This is a genomic window from Ralstonia edaphi (genome assembly GCF_958350185.1).
GTDB lineage: Bacteria > Pseudomonadota > Gammaproteobacteria > Burkholderiales > Burkholderiaceae > Ralstonia > Ralstonia edaphi.
Genome location: NZ_CATWHI010000002.1, coordinates 750,658 through 765,330 on the forward strand (window position 1 = coordinate 750,658; position 14,673 = coordinate 765,330).

Here is a 14,673-nt window from a genome sequence, read left to right on the forward strand (position 1 = left end):
ACAAATCTAATGCGAATGGGGGACGGGCCAACGGTGACGCGGCATGAACTTTGCGGCGCCCTGGCCACTCTATCTACTGTTTTGCTATTGTATTTTGCCGGCGCGTCGTTCGTCCGATTCCTCCCCCAATATCCCTCTGATGCGCCGGATATCGGCAAACTCACAAGAACCGATCCCGTTACCCGTAGGAGAAACCATGAAAGCCAAGCTTATTTCCGTCTCGCTGATCGCCCTGCTGGCCGCCGGCTGTGCGACCGAACAGCAGAACCAGACCGCCATGGGCACCGGCGTTGGTGCGGCCGTGGGCGCTGGCATCGGCGCGCTGGTCGGCAACGGCAAGGGCGCTGCCATTGGCGGTGCGCTGGGCGCGGCGACCGGTGCAGCCGTCGGCTACAACTGGGGCGCCATCAAGTCCAAGCTGGCTGGCGATACCGCCGGCACTGGCACGCAAATTTCGGAGCAACCTGACGGCTCGCTTAAGTTGAACATTCCGAGCCAGGTTTCGTTCGACACCGACAGCGCGGTGATCAAGCCGTCGTTCCGCGGCCCGCTGGATAGCGTGGCACAAACGCTCACGCAGCATCCGGAACTGGCAGCCAATGTGGTCGGCCACACGGACAGCACCGGCAACCCCAACTACAACATGACGCTGTCGCAAAAGCGTGCGCAGAGCGTGGCGAGCTACCTGACTGACCGAGGCGTGGCGCGCAATCGTCTCTCCGCCGAAGGCCGCGGCCAAAACCAGCCCGTCGCTGACAACGCCACGGAGGCCGGCCGCGCGCAAAATCGCCGCGTCGAAATTTATTTGAAACCAATTCAGGGGTAACCCAGTCATAGAAAACAGGTGCCGCTTGCCACACGTTGCTGGCTCGCGATGTGTGGCTGACCTCCCGGGCGGTACCTGATTTCTCCTCCTTTTCCGTTGTGGAAAGCTGCGCCGGCTCTGACCGGCGCTTTTTTTTTGGGGGTCACACGGTGCGCGGCATCGTGACGCATGGGCCAAACTCCACGATCACACCCAGGTTCCGCAGATTCGTCCGGGAACGGCCTGAGACCGCCGGGCGCGCTAAAATACGCGTTTTTCCGCGCGCCGCGCCCTGTTCGCGGCCCGCCCGCTCCTTTCTGGCCTGCCCATGTCCGAACGTCGCATCCTCGTCACTTCCGCCCTGCCCTATGCCAACGGGCCGATTCACATCGGCCACCTGGTCGAGTACATCCAGACCGATATCTGGGTGCGCTTCCAACGCATGCGCGGCCACGAGACCTATTACGTGGGCGCCGACGACACGCACGGCACGCCCGTCATGCTGCGCGCCGAGAAGGAAGGCCTGACGCCGCGCCAGCTGATCGAACGCGTCTGGACGGAGCACAAACGCGACTTCGACAACTTCCTGGTCTCGTTCGACAACTACTACAGCACCGACTCCGACGAAAACAAGGAGTTGTGCCAGAACGTCTACCTCAAGCTCAAGGAAGCCGGCCTGATCGACGTACGCGAGGTCGAGCAGTTCTACGACCCGGTCAAGGAAATGTTCCTGCCGGACCGCTTCATCAAGGGCGAATGCCCGAAATGCGGCGCGAAAGACCAATACGGTGATTCGTGTGAAGTCTGCGGCGCGACGTACCAGCCGACCGACCTGAAAAACCCGTATTCCGTGGTGTCGGGCGCGACACCGGTGCGCAAGTCGTCGGAGCACTACTTCTTCAAGCTGTCCGACCCGCGCTGCGAGAATTTCCTGCGCGACTGGGTGGCCGACCTGGCGCAGCCCGAAGCCACCAACAAGATGCGCGAATGGCTCGGCGAAGAAGGCGAGGCCAAGCTCTCGGACTGGGACATCTCGCGGGACGCACCGTACTTCGGCTTCGAGATTCCGGGCGCGCCGGGCAAATACTTCTATGTGTGGCTGGATGCGCCGGTCGGCTACTACGCCAGCTTCAAGAACCTGTGCGCCAAGCGGGGTCTCGATTTCGACGCGTGGATCAACGAACACTCGACCACCGAGCAGTACCACTTCATCGGCAAGGACATCCTGTATTTCCACACGTTGTTCTGGCCGGCGATGCTGAAGTTCTCGGGCCACCGCACGCCGACCAACGTGTTCGCCCACGGCTTCCTGACCGTGGACGGCGCCAAGATGAGCAAGTCGCGCGGCACGTTCATCACCGCACAGAGCTACATCGATACCGGCCTGAACCCGGAATGGCTGCGCTACTACTTCGCGGCCAAGCTGAACGCGACGATGGAAGATCTGGATCTGAACCTGGACGATTTCATCGCCCGCGTGAACAGTGATCTGGTCGGCAAGTTCGTCAACATCGCCAGCCGCTCGGCCGGCTTCCTGGTCAAGCGCTTCGAGGGCCGCGTGAGCGATGCCGCGCTGGGTCATCCGCTGATGGTGCAACTGCGCGAAGCCGCCCCGCAGATCGCCGATCTGTACGAAAAGCGCGAGTACAGCAAGGCGCTGCGTGCCGTGATGGAACTGGCCGATGCCGTCAACGCCTTCGTCGACACCGAAAAACCGTGGGACTTGGCCAAGGACGAGGCCAACCGCGAAAAGCTGCACGCCGCGTGCTCGGTCGCGCTGGAAGCGTTCCGCCTGCTGGCCGTGTACCTCAAGCCGATTCTGCCGACCACGGTCGAGCGCATCGAGGCGTTCCTCAACGTTGAGCCGCTGACGTGGCGCTCGATCGATTCGCAACTCTCGTCGGACAAGCCGATCCAGCCGTACTCGCACCTGATGACGCGCGTGGACAAAAAGCAGGTGGATGCGCTGGTGGAGGCAAATCGTCAGTCCCTGCAGGCGACCGCCGATGCCCCGGCTGCTGCTGCCAACGGTGCTGCCGCCATCGAGCCGATCGCCGAGACCATCACCATCGACGACTTCGCCAAGATCGACCTGCGTGTCGCCAAGATCGTTGCCTGCCAGCGCGTGGAAGGATCGAACAAGCTGCTGCAGCTGACGCTGGATGTGGGTGAAGGCCAGACGCGGAATGTGTTTTCGGGCATCCAGTCGGCGTATGCGCCGGAAGATCTCGTTGGCAAGCTGACCGTGATGGTTGCAAACCTGGCACCGCGCAAGATGAAGTTTGGGATGTCGGAAGGGATGGTGTTGGCGGCTTCGGCGGCTGACGAAAAGGCTCAGCCTGGGCTTTATATTCTTGAGCCGCATTCTGGGGCGGTGCCGGGAATGCGGGTGCGTTGATTTGGTGATGGGGAGTTGGGCTCGGTGGTCCACCTCCCTTTCGTTCCCTGCCGGGACCGACTTACTTTTCTTTGTCTTGCCAAAGAAAAGTAAGCAAAAGAAAGGCGCGCCCGAGATGGCGACCCACTCCTTGGATTTATGTTGCGGGAAGGGAGGGGAGGCAAACTCGCTGCGCTCAGACAAGCCTCCCCTCTTTATCCTTCCCGCAACATAAATCCAAGGCGCCATCAAGGGCTCAACGTCAAAAGAAAAAGGCCAACCCGTCGTGAGGTTGGCCTTGTCGTTTGGGCGGGCGCTTAGATGGTTTGGCCTTTGACTTTGCTGCCCTAGATGGCGCCTTGAATTTCTGTTGCAGGGAGGAAAAAGGAAGGGAAACTGTCTGAGCGAAGCGAGTTTTTCCCTTCCCCTCCCTGCGACATAAATTCAAGGAATCCTTCGCCATCTCGGGCGCGCCTTTCTTTGCTTACTTTCTTTGGGCAAGACCAAAGAAAGTGAGTCAGCCCCGGCAGGGGATGAAACAAGGGATGCACCACAAAAAAAAACCAGAGCCAAAAACCCAAAAAACAAAAACCCTACCCCCCATTCAACCGATCATCACTCCGCGAAGTCGTCGTAACACGCCCATCCGCCCCAAAGTGCACATTGAAGAAAGCCCGTTCAGTCGCGCTTTCCATCCACCGATACCCCCAAACCTCTTCCTGCTTCAGCTTAAACACCTCCACCTTCCCCGGCTTGCCCAGCATCCGGCGAACGTCATCCTTGCTTTGCCCAATCCGCACGCGCCCAAAATTCTCGGCGGTCAACACCTGCTCGATCTTCTGCACGTGCCCGTCAGGCCCGATCGTCACCATCCACGTTGAAGTCCCTTCCGGCCCGCGCGGATACTCCAGTTGCCGCGTGCCGCCTTCGTTCTCCCAGATCATCTCCGGCTGGCCTGCGGTGGCCATGACATCGTCCTCGGTAGATTGCCCGGCCACGATGCCTTTGAACAGCAGGTTGTCCGGCTTGGCCGATTGCCACGCCCGCTTGGCGGCATCGCCCACGCGATCCACTGCCTGGTCGACCTTCTGCTGATCACAGCCGAACAACCCCAGCAACGAAGCCAGAATGCCCATGGTGACTCCCACTTGTGCGAGTTGACGAAGATGCGACATGGAACTCCTCGTTCGAAACTTGTACCCGTCGCCATTCTGGCAGCCGGGCTATCCGATTACCAACGCTTGTTGAACAGGACCGACGCACCGTTGATCGTGCCGCCGCGCGCCACCACCGACCACCGCCGTGAGAACTGCCACGTCAGTTTGACGATGGAGTCCGCTGTCGACAGGCTCTGCTCATAGCCGACGGTGATGCGCTCGGAAATCGCCTTGCCCAGGCTCACCACCTGCGGGTCGGTGAGGCCTGCGGTAGAAGGCCCGATCGAGAACTCGTCGAGCCCGAAGCGCCGGGCCACGTTCTTGCCTGCCACGTTGCCGAGCAGGCCGAGCGCCGCGCCGGACATCGCCTGCTGCTGGCCCAGGCCGGCGTTCGACGCGCTGTAGCCGAACATCAGCCACGAAAGCTTGTCTTCATCGGGCACGTTCGGCTCCGAGACGAGCTTGACGCGCGGCTGGCGCACCGTGCCGGTCACCTGCACGCCGGCTTCAACTTCCTGGTTGCGCCGCATGGCAGTGATGTTGAGCGACGGATTGTTGATCGGCCCGACGAAGTTCAGCACGCCCCGTTCGATGGCCAGCTTGCGGCCGAACGCCTCGTACGTGCTGCCCTCGCGCACGTAGATCGTGCCGGTGCCGCGCAGGGGTACCAGCGGCTCGCTGTGCACGTGCATCTGGCCGCCAAGCGACAGGTCCGCGCCCGCGCCCTTGAAGCGGAAGTTGTCGCCAAAATCGACGTCCACATCGACCACCGGGCTGAAGCGGCCGGCCGGCTTCTCTTCGCGTTTGACGCCGCGTTCAGCCTGGTTGCGGGCGGCATCGGCGCGGCGGACGATCACCACGTCGTCGCCCAGCGAAGGCGCGCCGTCCTTCGGCAGATCGAACAGGCCGCGGTCGACCTTGAATTTGCCGGTGATGGCCACGCGGTCGTTGTCGTTGGCAATGCGCGCCTGACCCGACAGCACCAGCGTGCGGTCCGGATCGGCAAAGAGCTGCAGCTTGTCGGCGACGATGGAGCCCGCGAGGTTCGGGTTCGCCTCGCCGAGCTGCACGCGGCCCTGCGCGCGCACGGTGCCGTCGCCACCGTGGAACACCACCTCTTGCAGGTCAACCACGTTCTGATCGAGCGCCACACGCACGACGCCCTTGGTCAGGCGGATGCCCTGGTCATACAGCGCCACCTCGACGTCCTGGCCGGTCAGGAAGCCGCTCACCTTGGGCGCGCCCACGGTGCCTGCAAATGTCAGGCTGGCCGCAAGCTGCCCGTCCGTTGCGACGTCCGGCCCGAGCAGATCACCGATGCTCTTGAGATGCGGCAGGTTGATCGTCAAGCCGCCGGAGAACGGCGATGAGGGCGCCATGAGCGCCAAGGTGCCCGGCCCCGGATCCCGCACGAGCCCGACACCGGCATCAAGGTAAAGGTTGCCCACGCGCGTCGACTGCACGGTGCCGCGCAGCCCGAGGCGCATGCCCTCGCCGCGCGCCTCCACGGTCGCTTCCGTCAGGCCCAGCGGCGTGAAGCCCCGGCCCGCGTTGATTGACAGATCGCCGCTGCGCCGGGTGATGCGCGCCGTGCCGGTGGCTGCGCTGCCGAGGTCCAGATCCCATTGGCCGTCCACAACCAGATCCGTGCGCACCGGCGGAGCCTGGCCCGTCCAAGTGCGCACAAGCTCCAGCACGCGCGCAATCTGCAAACCGTCGACGCGGCCAGCGCTGCGCACGTGGCCTTGGGCGGATTCGACTCGCTCGATATGGATGGGCGTCTGATCCAGCGTCAGGTCTGCACGGCCCATCATCAGCCGGCCAGGCGCCACCGAGAGCTTCACTGGCGCCGTGAGTTGCAGGTTGGGCGCGCCCTGCGCCGAGAGCGTGGAAATCGTGCCGTCCCACCCGTCGCCATCCTTGCCCGGCGTCAGCGCACCATCGCCGGCCAGCGCAAACTTGAACGGCTGGTTGCGGACGTTGCCATCGGCATCGGCGCGGAAGCGGTGGGCGCGTCGCGTGCCGTCCAGCGTGGCATGCACTTCTCGCAACGACAGGCTCAGGCCCGTCACGCGCTGCGCGGTCAGTTCGAACAGCAATGGCCCATCGATGCCGTCGCGGATCTGCGCACGGCCGTTGGCGGTATCGATCTTGTTTCCCTGATAGGCGAGTTGGCTCGCGCGGAACGTGGCATCCACCTGCGGGCGCTTGATGGTGCCGGAGACATCGCCGGACAAGGTGACCGCCCCGCTCACGCCAAGCTGCAAGCATGCAAGCTGCGGCGCATCGATTTCAACATGCATGCGGTCGCCCGCCGCGCCAAAGCTGCCCCGCAGACTGGCCTTGTTTCCGGCCACGTCGAGCTTGGCGTCGCTGGGCAGCAGGCGTTCACCGCGCAGGTGGACATTGCCGTCGCCGGTCATCGGCAAGCCGGCGTAATCGCTATCGCGCACGGCAAATTTGACGGCGGCATCGATCGGCTCACCCAGCGTGCCGCGCGCATCGAACTCGGCGTTGATGCGGCCCTTGGCCACCTTGGCCAGCCGCGACGGATCGAACTCCGCCAGATTGCCCTTGAAGGCAAACGACTGCGCATCGTCGTGCTTCAGCGTGCCCGCCAGCGTCAGACGCGAGCGCCCCAGCGACACCTGGGCGCTTTCCACCGCGACCTGCGCCGCATCGAGCACCGCTTTCGCTTGCGCACGCATGTCGCCCCCCGCCAGATCAAGCGCCACGCGCTGCGTGCCGCCCGCAAAATCGACGGTGATGGGGCCAGCGAGCCTTGTTTTCTCCAACGATGCATGAAGCGCCTGCAGATCAAGCTGGCGCACATCCACGCGCAGTGCGCCATGCCCCTTCTGCACATCGGCGCCGCCCGTGAGCACCGCGCCGCCCAGCAGCCGCACATCGAGACCGGTGAGTTGCTGATCGTTTTCGTTCAGCCGCACCTGCGCACGCAGCGATTGCAGCGGCAGCTTCTGCTTGTCGAGCGTGCCGGGCTGCGCATTGTCGATCTGGATGGGGCCCGCCACCGTCAGCGTCTTGGCCTTCTCATCCGGGCGCAGATCGGCGTGGATCGACAGCGATGCCTCCGGCGCGCCCGGCGCAAAGGCTCGCGGATTCACGTGTTCCGCCGACACCACAGCGCGCGACAAGGGCAACGCACCGAACGGCGTGGCGTCGATCAACGCTTGCGCGGTCAGCTTGGCGCCGGTGCCGGTCGCGTCGATGTGCAGCGCTTCCAGCGAACCTGACAGCTGCGCCGACACCGCCGCATCCTGCTTCTGCCCGTTCACCTCGAACTGCGTGGCGAGTGTTGCGGCGCCGGTGAGCGGATACGGCCGCGTGCCGGTCATGCGCAGCGTGGCGCCCAGCTTGCCAGCGGGCGTCTCCATGCCGTCGAGCAGCACGTTGTGATGCGTGCCGTCGGTGTGCAGGCTGCCGACAATCGACTTCAGTTCGGTGGTCGACGTGCCTTGCCGGATGGCGAGGCGATCGACGGCGAGGCGGTCCACATCCAGGGCCAGCGGCAGCACCAGCGAATTCGGCGGTCCACTCGGCGGTGTGGGCGGCGTCGGATGCAGGATCACATCGACATTGCCCGCACGCAGATACGCGAAGTGCGCATGCCACGGACCACGCGTGATGGCCCAGCGGCCCTCCACATGGTCGATGCGCACTTCCGTGCTGCCCGCGCGGACGTGCAGATCACGCAGCGACAGACCTTCGCGCACCGTGCCGCCCTCCAGCTTGCCTGACACATAAGCGTTGCCGAAGCGCGTGGCGAGCGACCACAACTGCGCCGTGCCCGATTGCGAATGGATGGCCCAAAGCAGCCAGCCGGCCAGCGCCAGCACGACCACCAGTAGAAACGCGATGAAGATGCCGAACCAGCGCAGCGTGCGACGGCCCCAGCCGCGCTTGGCACGTGCAGGGCGTGGTGCTTCGGGTTGCTTCGGTTCAGGTGTTTGCGGATCGGTCATCGTCATGTTCAGAAGGCGATGCCCAGCGACACGCTCGGCCGGAACTGTTTCTGCTGGATGCCATAGGCCAGGTCGAGCTGGATCGGCCCGACCGGGCTCTTCCACCGCACGCCGACGCCCACACCGTTGAACCAGCGGCGCTCCGACCAGTTGTCGGTGGCCGTGCCGGTATCCCAGAACACGGCGGCGCCCCATTGCGGCAGGAACCAGCGTTGATACTCCAGCCCGCCAGTGACAAGGAACTTGGTCGGCAGCGTGCTGCCGTTGACGTCGTTACCGATGCTCTGGAAATCGTAGCCGCGCACCGACTGCGTGCCGCCCGTGCGGAAGCGCAGCGTGGCCGGCACGCCGTCGCCGGAACCGGACGTGATGACCGCGCCCAGCTCGCCGCGGGCTACGAAGATGTCGCGCTGCCCCACCGGCACGAACTGGCGGATGCGGCTATACGACCGAACGAACGACTGGTCCGTTAGCACGCCCTTCACTGCCGCGCCGATCTGCGTGGTGATGATGTTGCCGCGGCGCGGGAACAGCGGGTCGTCCACATCGCGGCGCGTCCAGGCGAAACCGGGGACGAGCGCCTTGCTCAACTGGCGCTCGGCGCCGTCGGGCCGTAAGTCGTCGTAGTAGAAGTCAACAGTGAACGACGTTTCATAGATGCCGCGCACGCGCGTCTGCTTGAAGCCGGACCGATAGCTGCGCGTCTCGGTGCCCGACGTGTCGGTGCGGTCCATGCTCGTGTAGAGGCTATTGACGTATTGCTTGTCGTCGGGCGGCACCGTCACGCCGGCAAACAGGTACTGGCGCCGCTGTTCGATGCGAGCCTGCGTGTCGAGCACCCACGCCTTGCTGAACAGGTTCAGATATTGATAGCGCCCTTCCAGCGAGGCGCCCGTGTCCGTGCCGTAACCCACGCCGCTGGTGATGCGGTTGGGCGGATACTCCCGCACGCGCACCCGCACCGGTGCGTTGACCGGGTTCTTCGGATCGTCACCCAGGTCGACGATCGCATTGGAAAAATACGGCTGCCCCTGGATGGCCGCCTGCAGCGCTTGCAGCCGATCGGCGGAGTAGTCCTCCCCCAAGCGCAGCGGGTTCACGTGATTGATGATGCTGATCGGGTAGCGCGACAAACCCTGCACATCCAGCGGCCCCAGCGTGTAGGCCGGACCGCTGTCATAGCCCACGGACAGATCCGCCTTGCTTTCGTCCGGATCGACACGCGCCTGTGACGACGTCTGCTTGGCCGCGTAATAACGTTTGCTCTGCAGCGCCGCCAGACTGTCATCCTTGGCCTTGTCCCAGCCCGCTTGGCGGAAGGCCATGCCGTGCTGCAGGCTCCACGATTTTTTCAACTCGTCGATGCGCTTGGCGTCTTGCGTGATGGCGCCGGTAAAGTCGAGCGCCACATTGTCGATGGTGGTACGCGGCCCCGGCTCGACCTTCACGTTCACCACGCGGTGGTCCGGCGGGCCGTCCAGCTTCGCGGTCGCCTTCGGCACAAAGTAGCCCTCGGTGGCCGTCAGCTTGGTGACCTGGTCGCCAATGGTCTCGACCATGTACTGCAGCTGGTCGTCGGTGATGTCCTTGCGGTCTTTGTAGCGCGACAGGTCCAGATGGCGCTCGAGCAAGTCCCGAATGGACTTCGGCGCATCGATCTTGACGTCGTATTCAGCGTGCGCCGGCGCGCAGCCGAATGACAGGGCAAAGCCGGCTGCCAGCACGGCGGCGGGCAACCCAGGAAAACGCAAGCGGGGTGGTCGTGACGGTCGCGATGGTCGATTGGAGCCGGTCATCGTGGCAAGCGTGGCGCCGCCCCACGGGCCGGCTGAGTCGAAGGAAAGGCGTATTTGACCATACCGACCCGGGCGGGTGCCCAGGCAAATGCAACGGATGCTGCCTTTCGGATCGGGCCGGGGGCGTTTCGCACGTGCCGTGCCCAGGGCCGGTACGGCGGCCAATACGGTAAAATGCGCCGGTTTTCCGCCCGGGCGCTTTCCGTGCGGGCAAGATCACCTAACATCACATACCGCCATGGCCCTGTACAAGTCCGAGATCACCCAGTTCCTGGAAGAACTCAAGGCCCAGAAGCCCGAGCTGGAAGCGCAGCAGCGCCAAGGTCGCTCCCTGCTGTGGGACAAGGATCCGATCGACCTGGAAGAGCGCGCACGCGCCAAGTCCGCCCGCGTCCCGCAAAAGCCGTACGTCTACTCGCTGGACTGATCGGCCGACCGGCTTTCAGCCCGCCCGGCCCACCGCCGCATGACCACTTCCGCGCAGGACAAGCTGCCACTGCCCGTCGAGCTGCCCAGCGTGGCGCCCGATCAGGATTCCACGCCCGCGCAGGTCGACGGCCTCGCCTTTGCACGGCTCTACGGCGAGCCGCTGTTCAAGCTCCCGCAGGATCTCTACATCCCGCCCGATGCGCTTGAGGTCTTCCTTGAAGCGTTTGAAGGGCCGCTGGACTTGCTGCTGTACCTGATCCGGCGCCAGAACTTCAACGTGCTGGACATTCCGCTGGCGCAGGTCACGCGGCAGTATCTGGCGTACATCGAGCAGATTCGCGCGACCAACCTCGAGCTGGCTGCCGAATACCTGCTCATGGCGGCCATGCTCATCGAGATCAAGTCGCGCATGCTGCTGCCGGTCAAGAAGACCGACGAAGGCGTGGAGCCCGAAGACCCGCGCGCCGAACTGGTCCGCCGCCTGCTCGAATACGAGCAGATGAAGCTGGCCGCGCAGAAGCTCGACACCGTGCCGCAACTGGGCCGGGACTTCCTCCGCGCGCAGGTCTATATCGAGCAGAGCCTCGCGCCGCGCTACCCCGACGTCAATTCCGACGACCTGCGTGCCGCCTGGGCCGACGTGCTGCGTCGGGCCAAGCTCACACAGCACCACAAGATCTCGCGCGAAGAGCTGTCTGTGCGTGAACACATGAGCCAGATCCTGCGCCGGCTGCAGCATGCGCGGTTCATGGAGTTCACCGAGCTGTTCGAGGAAGCGATCCAGTCCGGCAAGGGCGCGCCCATCGTGGTCGTCAACTTTGTCGCCATGCTCGAGCTTTCGCGCGAATCCCTGCTCGAAATCACGCAGGCCGAACCGTACGCGCCCATTTACGTGCGTCTCGCCTATTCACCGACGTAATTCGCCCGACCTGACCCGGGCCGAATCACACAACAACTATGAAAGTCATCTCGTCGATCCAGGAACTGCGCGACCAGCTGCGCGGCCAGAACCGCGTCGCCTTCGTGCCGACCATGGGCAACCTGCATGAGGGCCACCTGAGCCTGATGCGCCTGGCGCGCCAGCACGGCGATCCGGTGGTGGCGTCCATTTTCGTGAACCGCCTGCAGTTCGGCCCAAACGAAGATTTCGACAAATACCCGCGCACGCTGCAGGACGACATCGAAAAACTCCAGAAGGAAGGCGTATACGTGCTGTTTGCGCCCACCGAGCGCGACATGTATCCCGAGCCGCAGGAATACCGCGTCGAGCCCCCGCACGATCTGGGCGACACGCTCGAAGGCGAATTCCGGCCAGGCTTCTTCAAAGGCGTGTGCACGGTCGTGATGAAGCTGTTCTGCTGCGTGCAACCGCGCGTGGCCGTGTTCGGCAAGAAGGACTACCAGCAGTTGATGATCGTGCGCCGCATGGCGCATCAGTTTGCGTTGCCGGTCGATATTGTTCCCGCCGAAACGGTGCGCGCGGACGACGGCCTCGCGCTGTCGTCGCGCAACGTCTACCTGACCAATGAAGAGCGCGCTGAGGCGCCAGAGCTGTATCGCACGCTCCACCAAGTCCGTCAGGACGTGCTGGAAACCGTGCTGCAAGGCCAGGCGTCGCACGAAGAGGTGACGACCAAGGCCATGGAATACCTGCGTGGCCGCGGCTGGCAGCCCGACTACGTGGCCGTGCGCCGCCGCTCCGACCTGCAAAAACCGACGCCTGAAAACATCGCGGCCGGCGAACCGCTGGTCGTGTTGACGGCTGCCAAACTCGGCAAGACGCGCTTGATCGATAACCTCGAAATCTGAGCGACGGCGCCTCGGTCCACGAAAAAGCCCGGCAATGCCGGGCTTTTTTCATGCCGCCGCCGACGTATCGGCGACGCTGGCCTGTGGATGCGATTCCCCCAGCCACTCGAGAATGCCGCTCCACTGCTCCACATCCTTCGCCACGCGCGAGGGCGCCACGTCCCACAGCGTCAGGCCGTGCGCGGCCAGCTGCACGTAGTTCTGGGTATCGCGCAGATAACCGAGGATGGGCACGTCCAGTCCCTGCACGAAACGCTGAAGCTGCTCGGCCGCGCGCGTGCGCATATCCACACGCATGCCCACCACGCCCAGCTTGACCTCGCCATGACGCACGGGCTTTTCATCGGCCAGTTTGCGCAGGAAAGTCTGCGTGGCGAGGATGTCGAACATGGAAGGCTGCAGCGGCACGATGACGTAACCGGACATCTTGACGAGGTCACCCAGCCGCCAGCCATGAAGGCCCGCCGGCGTGTCGAGCACCACGTGCGTCGTCCCCTTGGGCGGCTTGGCGATGTGGTCGGCGTTGATTTCCCAGGTGCGGATGGGCTTGGCGGTTTCCGGACGCAGGGCCAGCCACTCCCGCGATGACTGCTGGCGGTCGGTGTCGCCCAGCATCACGGCGTGATTCTGCGCGGCAAAGTAGCCGGCCAGATTGGTGGCCAGCGTGCTTTTGCCCACCCCGCCCTTCGGATTCGCTACAACGGCCACCGGCATGCCTGCCTCCTTGCGATCGTCGAATCATGTGCCGATAAAATCACTCGGCGAATCTGCCCATCCGGTAATTATGGCTCAGCCTGCACGTGGCAGCGTCCCAAACAGCGCGGCGAGATCCAGATGCGTCTCGCACGTGTCGGCCAGACGTTCGAGCGATGCCTCACGCAATGCGGCGTAATCCTGCGCCTGCGCATCGCGCACGCCGGCCCAGGCAAGCAAGGCGCGGCAGGCGGCGGGCGTGTCGAACAAGCCGTGCAGATACGTCGCGAAGATCTGCCCATCGCCCGAAATCGCGCCATCTGCCCGGCCATCATCGAGCAGCACGGCGGGGCATGCCAGCGCAGGGCCCTCGGTCACACCCATGTGGATTTCGTAGCCGGTGATGGCCGCACCGCTTCCCGCCAGCGTGCCGCGCACCTGGCGCAACTGCTTGGCGGCCTCCAGCGTGGTCTCGAAATCGAGATAACCGAGACCGTCGACGCTGCCTGCGGCACCTTCCAGCCCCTGCGGGTCATGCAAGCGCCGCCCCAGCATCTGCATGCCGCCGCAGATGCCGATCAACTTGCCGCCGTAGCGCAGATGCCGCGCGATGGCCGCTTCCCAACCGTTGCTGCGCAGCCAGGCCAGATCGGCCTGCACGCTCTTGCTGCCGGGCAGGATGATGAGGTCGGCGGGCGGAATCGGCTGGCCAGGGCCGACCAGTTGAACGTCCACCTGCGGATGCGCGCGCAGCGCATCGAAATCGGTGTGGTTGGACACGCGCGGCAACACCGGAATGACGACGCGCAGCGCATCGGCCGAGGCTGCGCGCTGCGCCGTCTGCACCGCGTCTTCTGCGTCGAGGTGCAGACCGTGCAGATAGGGCAGCACGCCAAACACCGGCTTGCCCGTCTGCGCGGTCAGCCAGTCCAGCCCCGGCGTCAGCAATGAAATATCGCCGCGAAACCGGTTGATGATGAAGCCAGTCACGCGCGCGCGTTCGCTGTCCGACAAGCAGGCGAGCGTGCCGACAAGGTGCGCGAACACGCCGCCGCGATCGATGTCGGCGACGAGCACGACGGGGCAATCGACAGCTTCGGCAAAGCCCATGTTGGCGATGTCGCGGTCGCGCAGGTTGATCTCCGCCGGGCTGCCCGCGCCCTCGACCAGCACGAGGTCGTAACGCGCGCGCAGCCGCGTGTGCGATTCGAGCACGGCGGCCATGGCGGTGGGCTTGTAGTCGTGGTACGCACGGGCGTCGAGGTCGCAGCGCGGCTGACCGTGGATGATGATCTGCGCGCCGGTGTCGCTGTTGGGCTTGAGCAGGACGGGGTTCATGTCGACCGTGGGCGCGACGCCCGCCGCCTGCGCCTGCAACGCCTGCGCGCGGCCGATCTCGCCACCATCCGCGGTGACGGCGCTGTTGAGCGCCATGTTCTGCGGCTTGAACGGCGCCACGCGCACACCCGCACGATGCGCGACGCGGCACAGGCCGGCGACCAGCGTGCTCTTGCCGGCGTCGGACGTGGTCCCTTGGATCATCAGCGTGCCCCGAAGCGAGTCCGGCGGCACAGGAAATGGAGCTTTCGACATGCGCGGATTATCGCATCGGCCTTATCGTGCC

Annotated in this window: 10 protein-coding genes; 5 read left to right on the plus strand and 5 right to left on the minus strand. The window is 64.5% G+C overall.

Translation table 11 applies throughout. From position 1 onward, the window contains the following. Positions 1-196: 196 nt before the first annotated feature. Both R2669_RS08650 and metG read left to right on the plus strand, forming a co-directional pair. The gene (locus tag R2669_RS08650; RefSeq protein ID WP_012762565.1) at positions 197-826 is read left to right on the plus strand and encodes a YiaD family glycine zipper/OmpA-like lipoprotein; all 630 of its coding nucleotides are present in this window, start codon (positions 197-199) and stop codon (positions 824-826) included. Positions 827-1,133: 307 nt separating this feature from the next. Then, on the plus strand, positions 1,134-3,203 hold the full coding sequence (gene metG, locus R2669_RS08655) for a methionine--tRNA ligase (RefSeq protein ID WP_316899666.1): 2,070 nt from the start codon (positions 1,134-1,136) through the stop codon (positions 3,201-3,203). Positions 3,204-3,775: 572 nt separating this feature from the next. On the opposite strand, the gene R2669_RS08660 is transcribed toward metG, so the two are convergent. From R2669_RS08660 to R2669_RS08670, 3 genes are all read right to left on the minus strand, one after another. Beyond that, positions 3,776-4,318: a hypothetical protein gene (locus R2669_RS08660; RefSeq protein ID WP_316899978.1), complete on the minus strand. Its 543-nt coding sequence runs from the start codon at positions 4,316-4,318 to the stop codon at positions 3,776-3,778. A 95-nt stretch (positions 4,319-4,413) separates the two neighbouring features. Next, positions 4,414-8,322 (minus strand): translocation/assembly module TamB domain-containing protein, encoded by a 3,909-nt coding sequence (locus R2669_RS08665; RefSeq protein ID WP_430708776.1) that lies wholly within the window; start codon positions 8,320-8,322, stop codon positions 4,414-4,416. Between the two features lie 8 nt (positions 8,323-8,330). After that, complete coding sequence (locus tag R2669_RS08670; RefSeq protein ID WP_316899670.1) at positions 8,331-10,118, minus strand: autotransporter assembly complex protein TamA; 1,788 nt, start codon at positions 10,116-10,118, stop codon at positions 8,331-8,333. Positions 10,119-10,356: 238 nt separating this feature from the next. Here R2669_RS08670 and R2669_RS08675 point away from each other — a divergent pair, with 238 nt between their 5' ends. The 3 genes from R2669_RS08675 to panC are packed head-to-tail and all read left to right on the plus strand — an operon-like array spanning position 10,357 to position 12,356. Further along, complete coding sequence (locus tag R2669_RS08675; RefSeq protein ID WP_147216146.1) at positions 10,357-10,545, plus strand: DUF3460 family protein; 189 nt, start codon at positions 10,357-10,359, stop codon at positions 10,543-10,545. A gap of 39 nt (positions 10,546-10,584) precedes the next feature. Next, positions 10,585-11,466 (plus strand): segregation and condensation protein A, encoded by an 882-nt coding sequence (locus R2669_RS08680; RefSeq protein ID WP_027680790.1) that lies wholly within the window; start codon positions 10,585-10,587, stop codon positions 11,464-11,466. A gap of 38 nt (positions 11,467-11,504) precedes the next feature. Beyond that, positions 11,505-12,356 carry a pantoate--beta-alanine ligase gene (gene panC / locus R2669_RS08685; protein ID WP_316889755.1) on the plus strand — a complete coding sequence of 284 codons (852 nt, stop codon included), beginning with the start codon at positions 11,505-11,507 and terminating at the stop codon, positions 12,354-12,356. 48 nt (positions 12,357-12,404) lie between these two features. Here the strand turns inward: panC and R2669_RS08690 are convergent, their stop codons facing one another. Next, positions 12,405-13,070, minus strand: a complete 666-nt coding sequence (locus R2669_RS08690) for a ParA family protein (RefSeq protein ID WP_316889757.1) — start codon at positions 13,068-13,070, stop codon at positions 12,405-12,407. Between the two features lie 75 nt (positions 13,071-13,145). Further along, positions 13,146-14,642, minus strand: a complete 1,497-nt coding sequence (locus R2669_RS08695; protein WP_316889759.1) for a cobyric acid synthase — start codon at positions 14,640-14,642, stop codon at positions 13,146-13,148. Between the last annotated feature and the right edge of the window lie 31 nt (positions 14,643-14,673).

Excerpts from the sequence above, each read along its gene's own strand:
- R2669_RS08650 (WP_012762565.1), top strand. The coding sequence starts at position 197 with ATGAAAGCCAAGCTTATTTCCGTCTCGCTGATCGCCCTGCTGGCCGCC.
- metG (WP_316899666.1), top strand. The coding sequence starts at position 1,134 with ATGTCCGAACGTCGCATCCTCGTCACTTCCGCCCTGCCCTATGCCAAC.
- R2669_RS08660 (WP_316899978.1), bottom strand. The coding sequence starts at position 4,318 with ATGGGCATTCTGGCTTCGTTGCTGGGGTTGTTCGGCTGTGATCAGCAG.
- R2669_RS08665 (WP_430708776.1), bottom strand. The coding sequence starts at position 8,322 with ATGACCGATCCGCAAACACCTGAACCGAAGCAACCCGAAGCACCACGC.
- R2669_RS08670 (WP_316899670.1), bottom strand. The coding sequence starts at position 10,118 with ATGACCGGCTCCAATCGACCATCGCGACCGTCACGACCACCCCGCTTG.
- R2669_RS08675 (WP_147216146.1), top strand. The coding sequence starts at position 10,357 with ATGGCCCTGTACAAGTCCGAGATCACCCAGTTCCTGGAAGAACTCAAG.
- R2669_RS08680 (WP_027680790.1), top strand. The coding sequence starts at position 10,585 with ATGACCACTTCCGCGCAGGACAAGCTGCCACTGCCCGTCGAGCTGCCC.
- panC (WP_316889755.1), top strand. The coding sequence starts at position 11,505 with ATGAAAGTCATCTCGTCGATCCAGGAACTGCGCGACCAGCTGCGCGGC.
- R2669_RS08690 (WP_316889757.1), bottom strand. The coding sequence starts at position 13,070 with ATGCCGGTGGCCGTTGTAGCGAATCCGAAGGGCGGGGTGGGCAAAAGC.
- R2669_RS08695 (WP_316889759.1), bottom strand. The coding sequence starts at position 14,642 with ATGTCGAAAGCTCCATTTCCTGTGCCGCCGGACTCGCTTCGGGGCACG.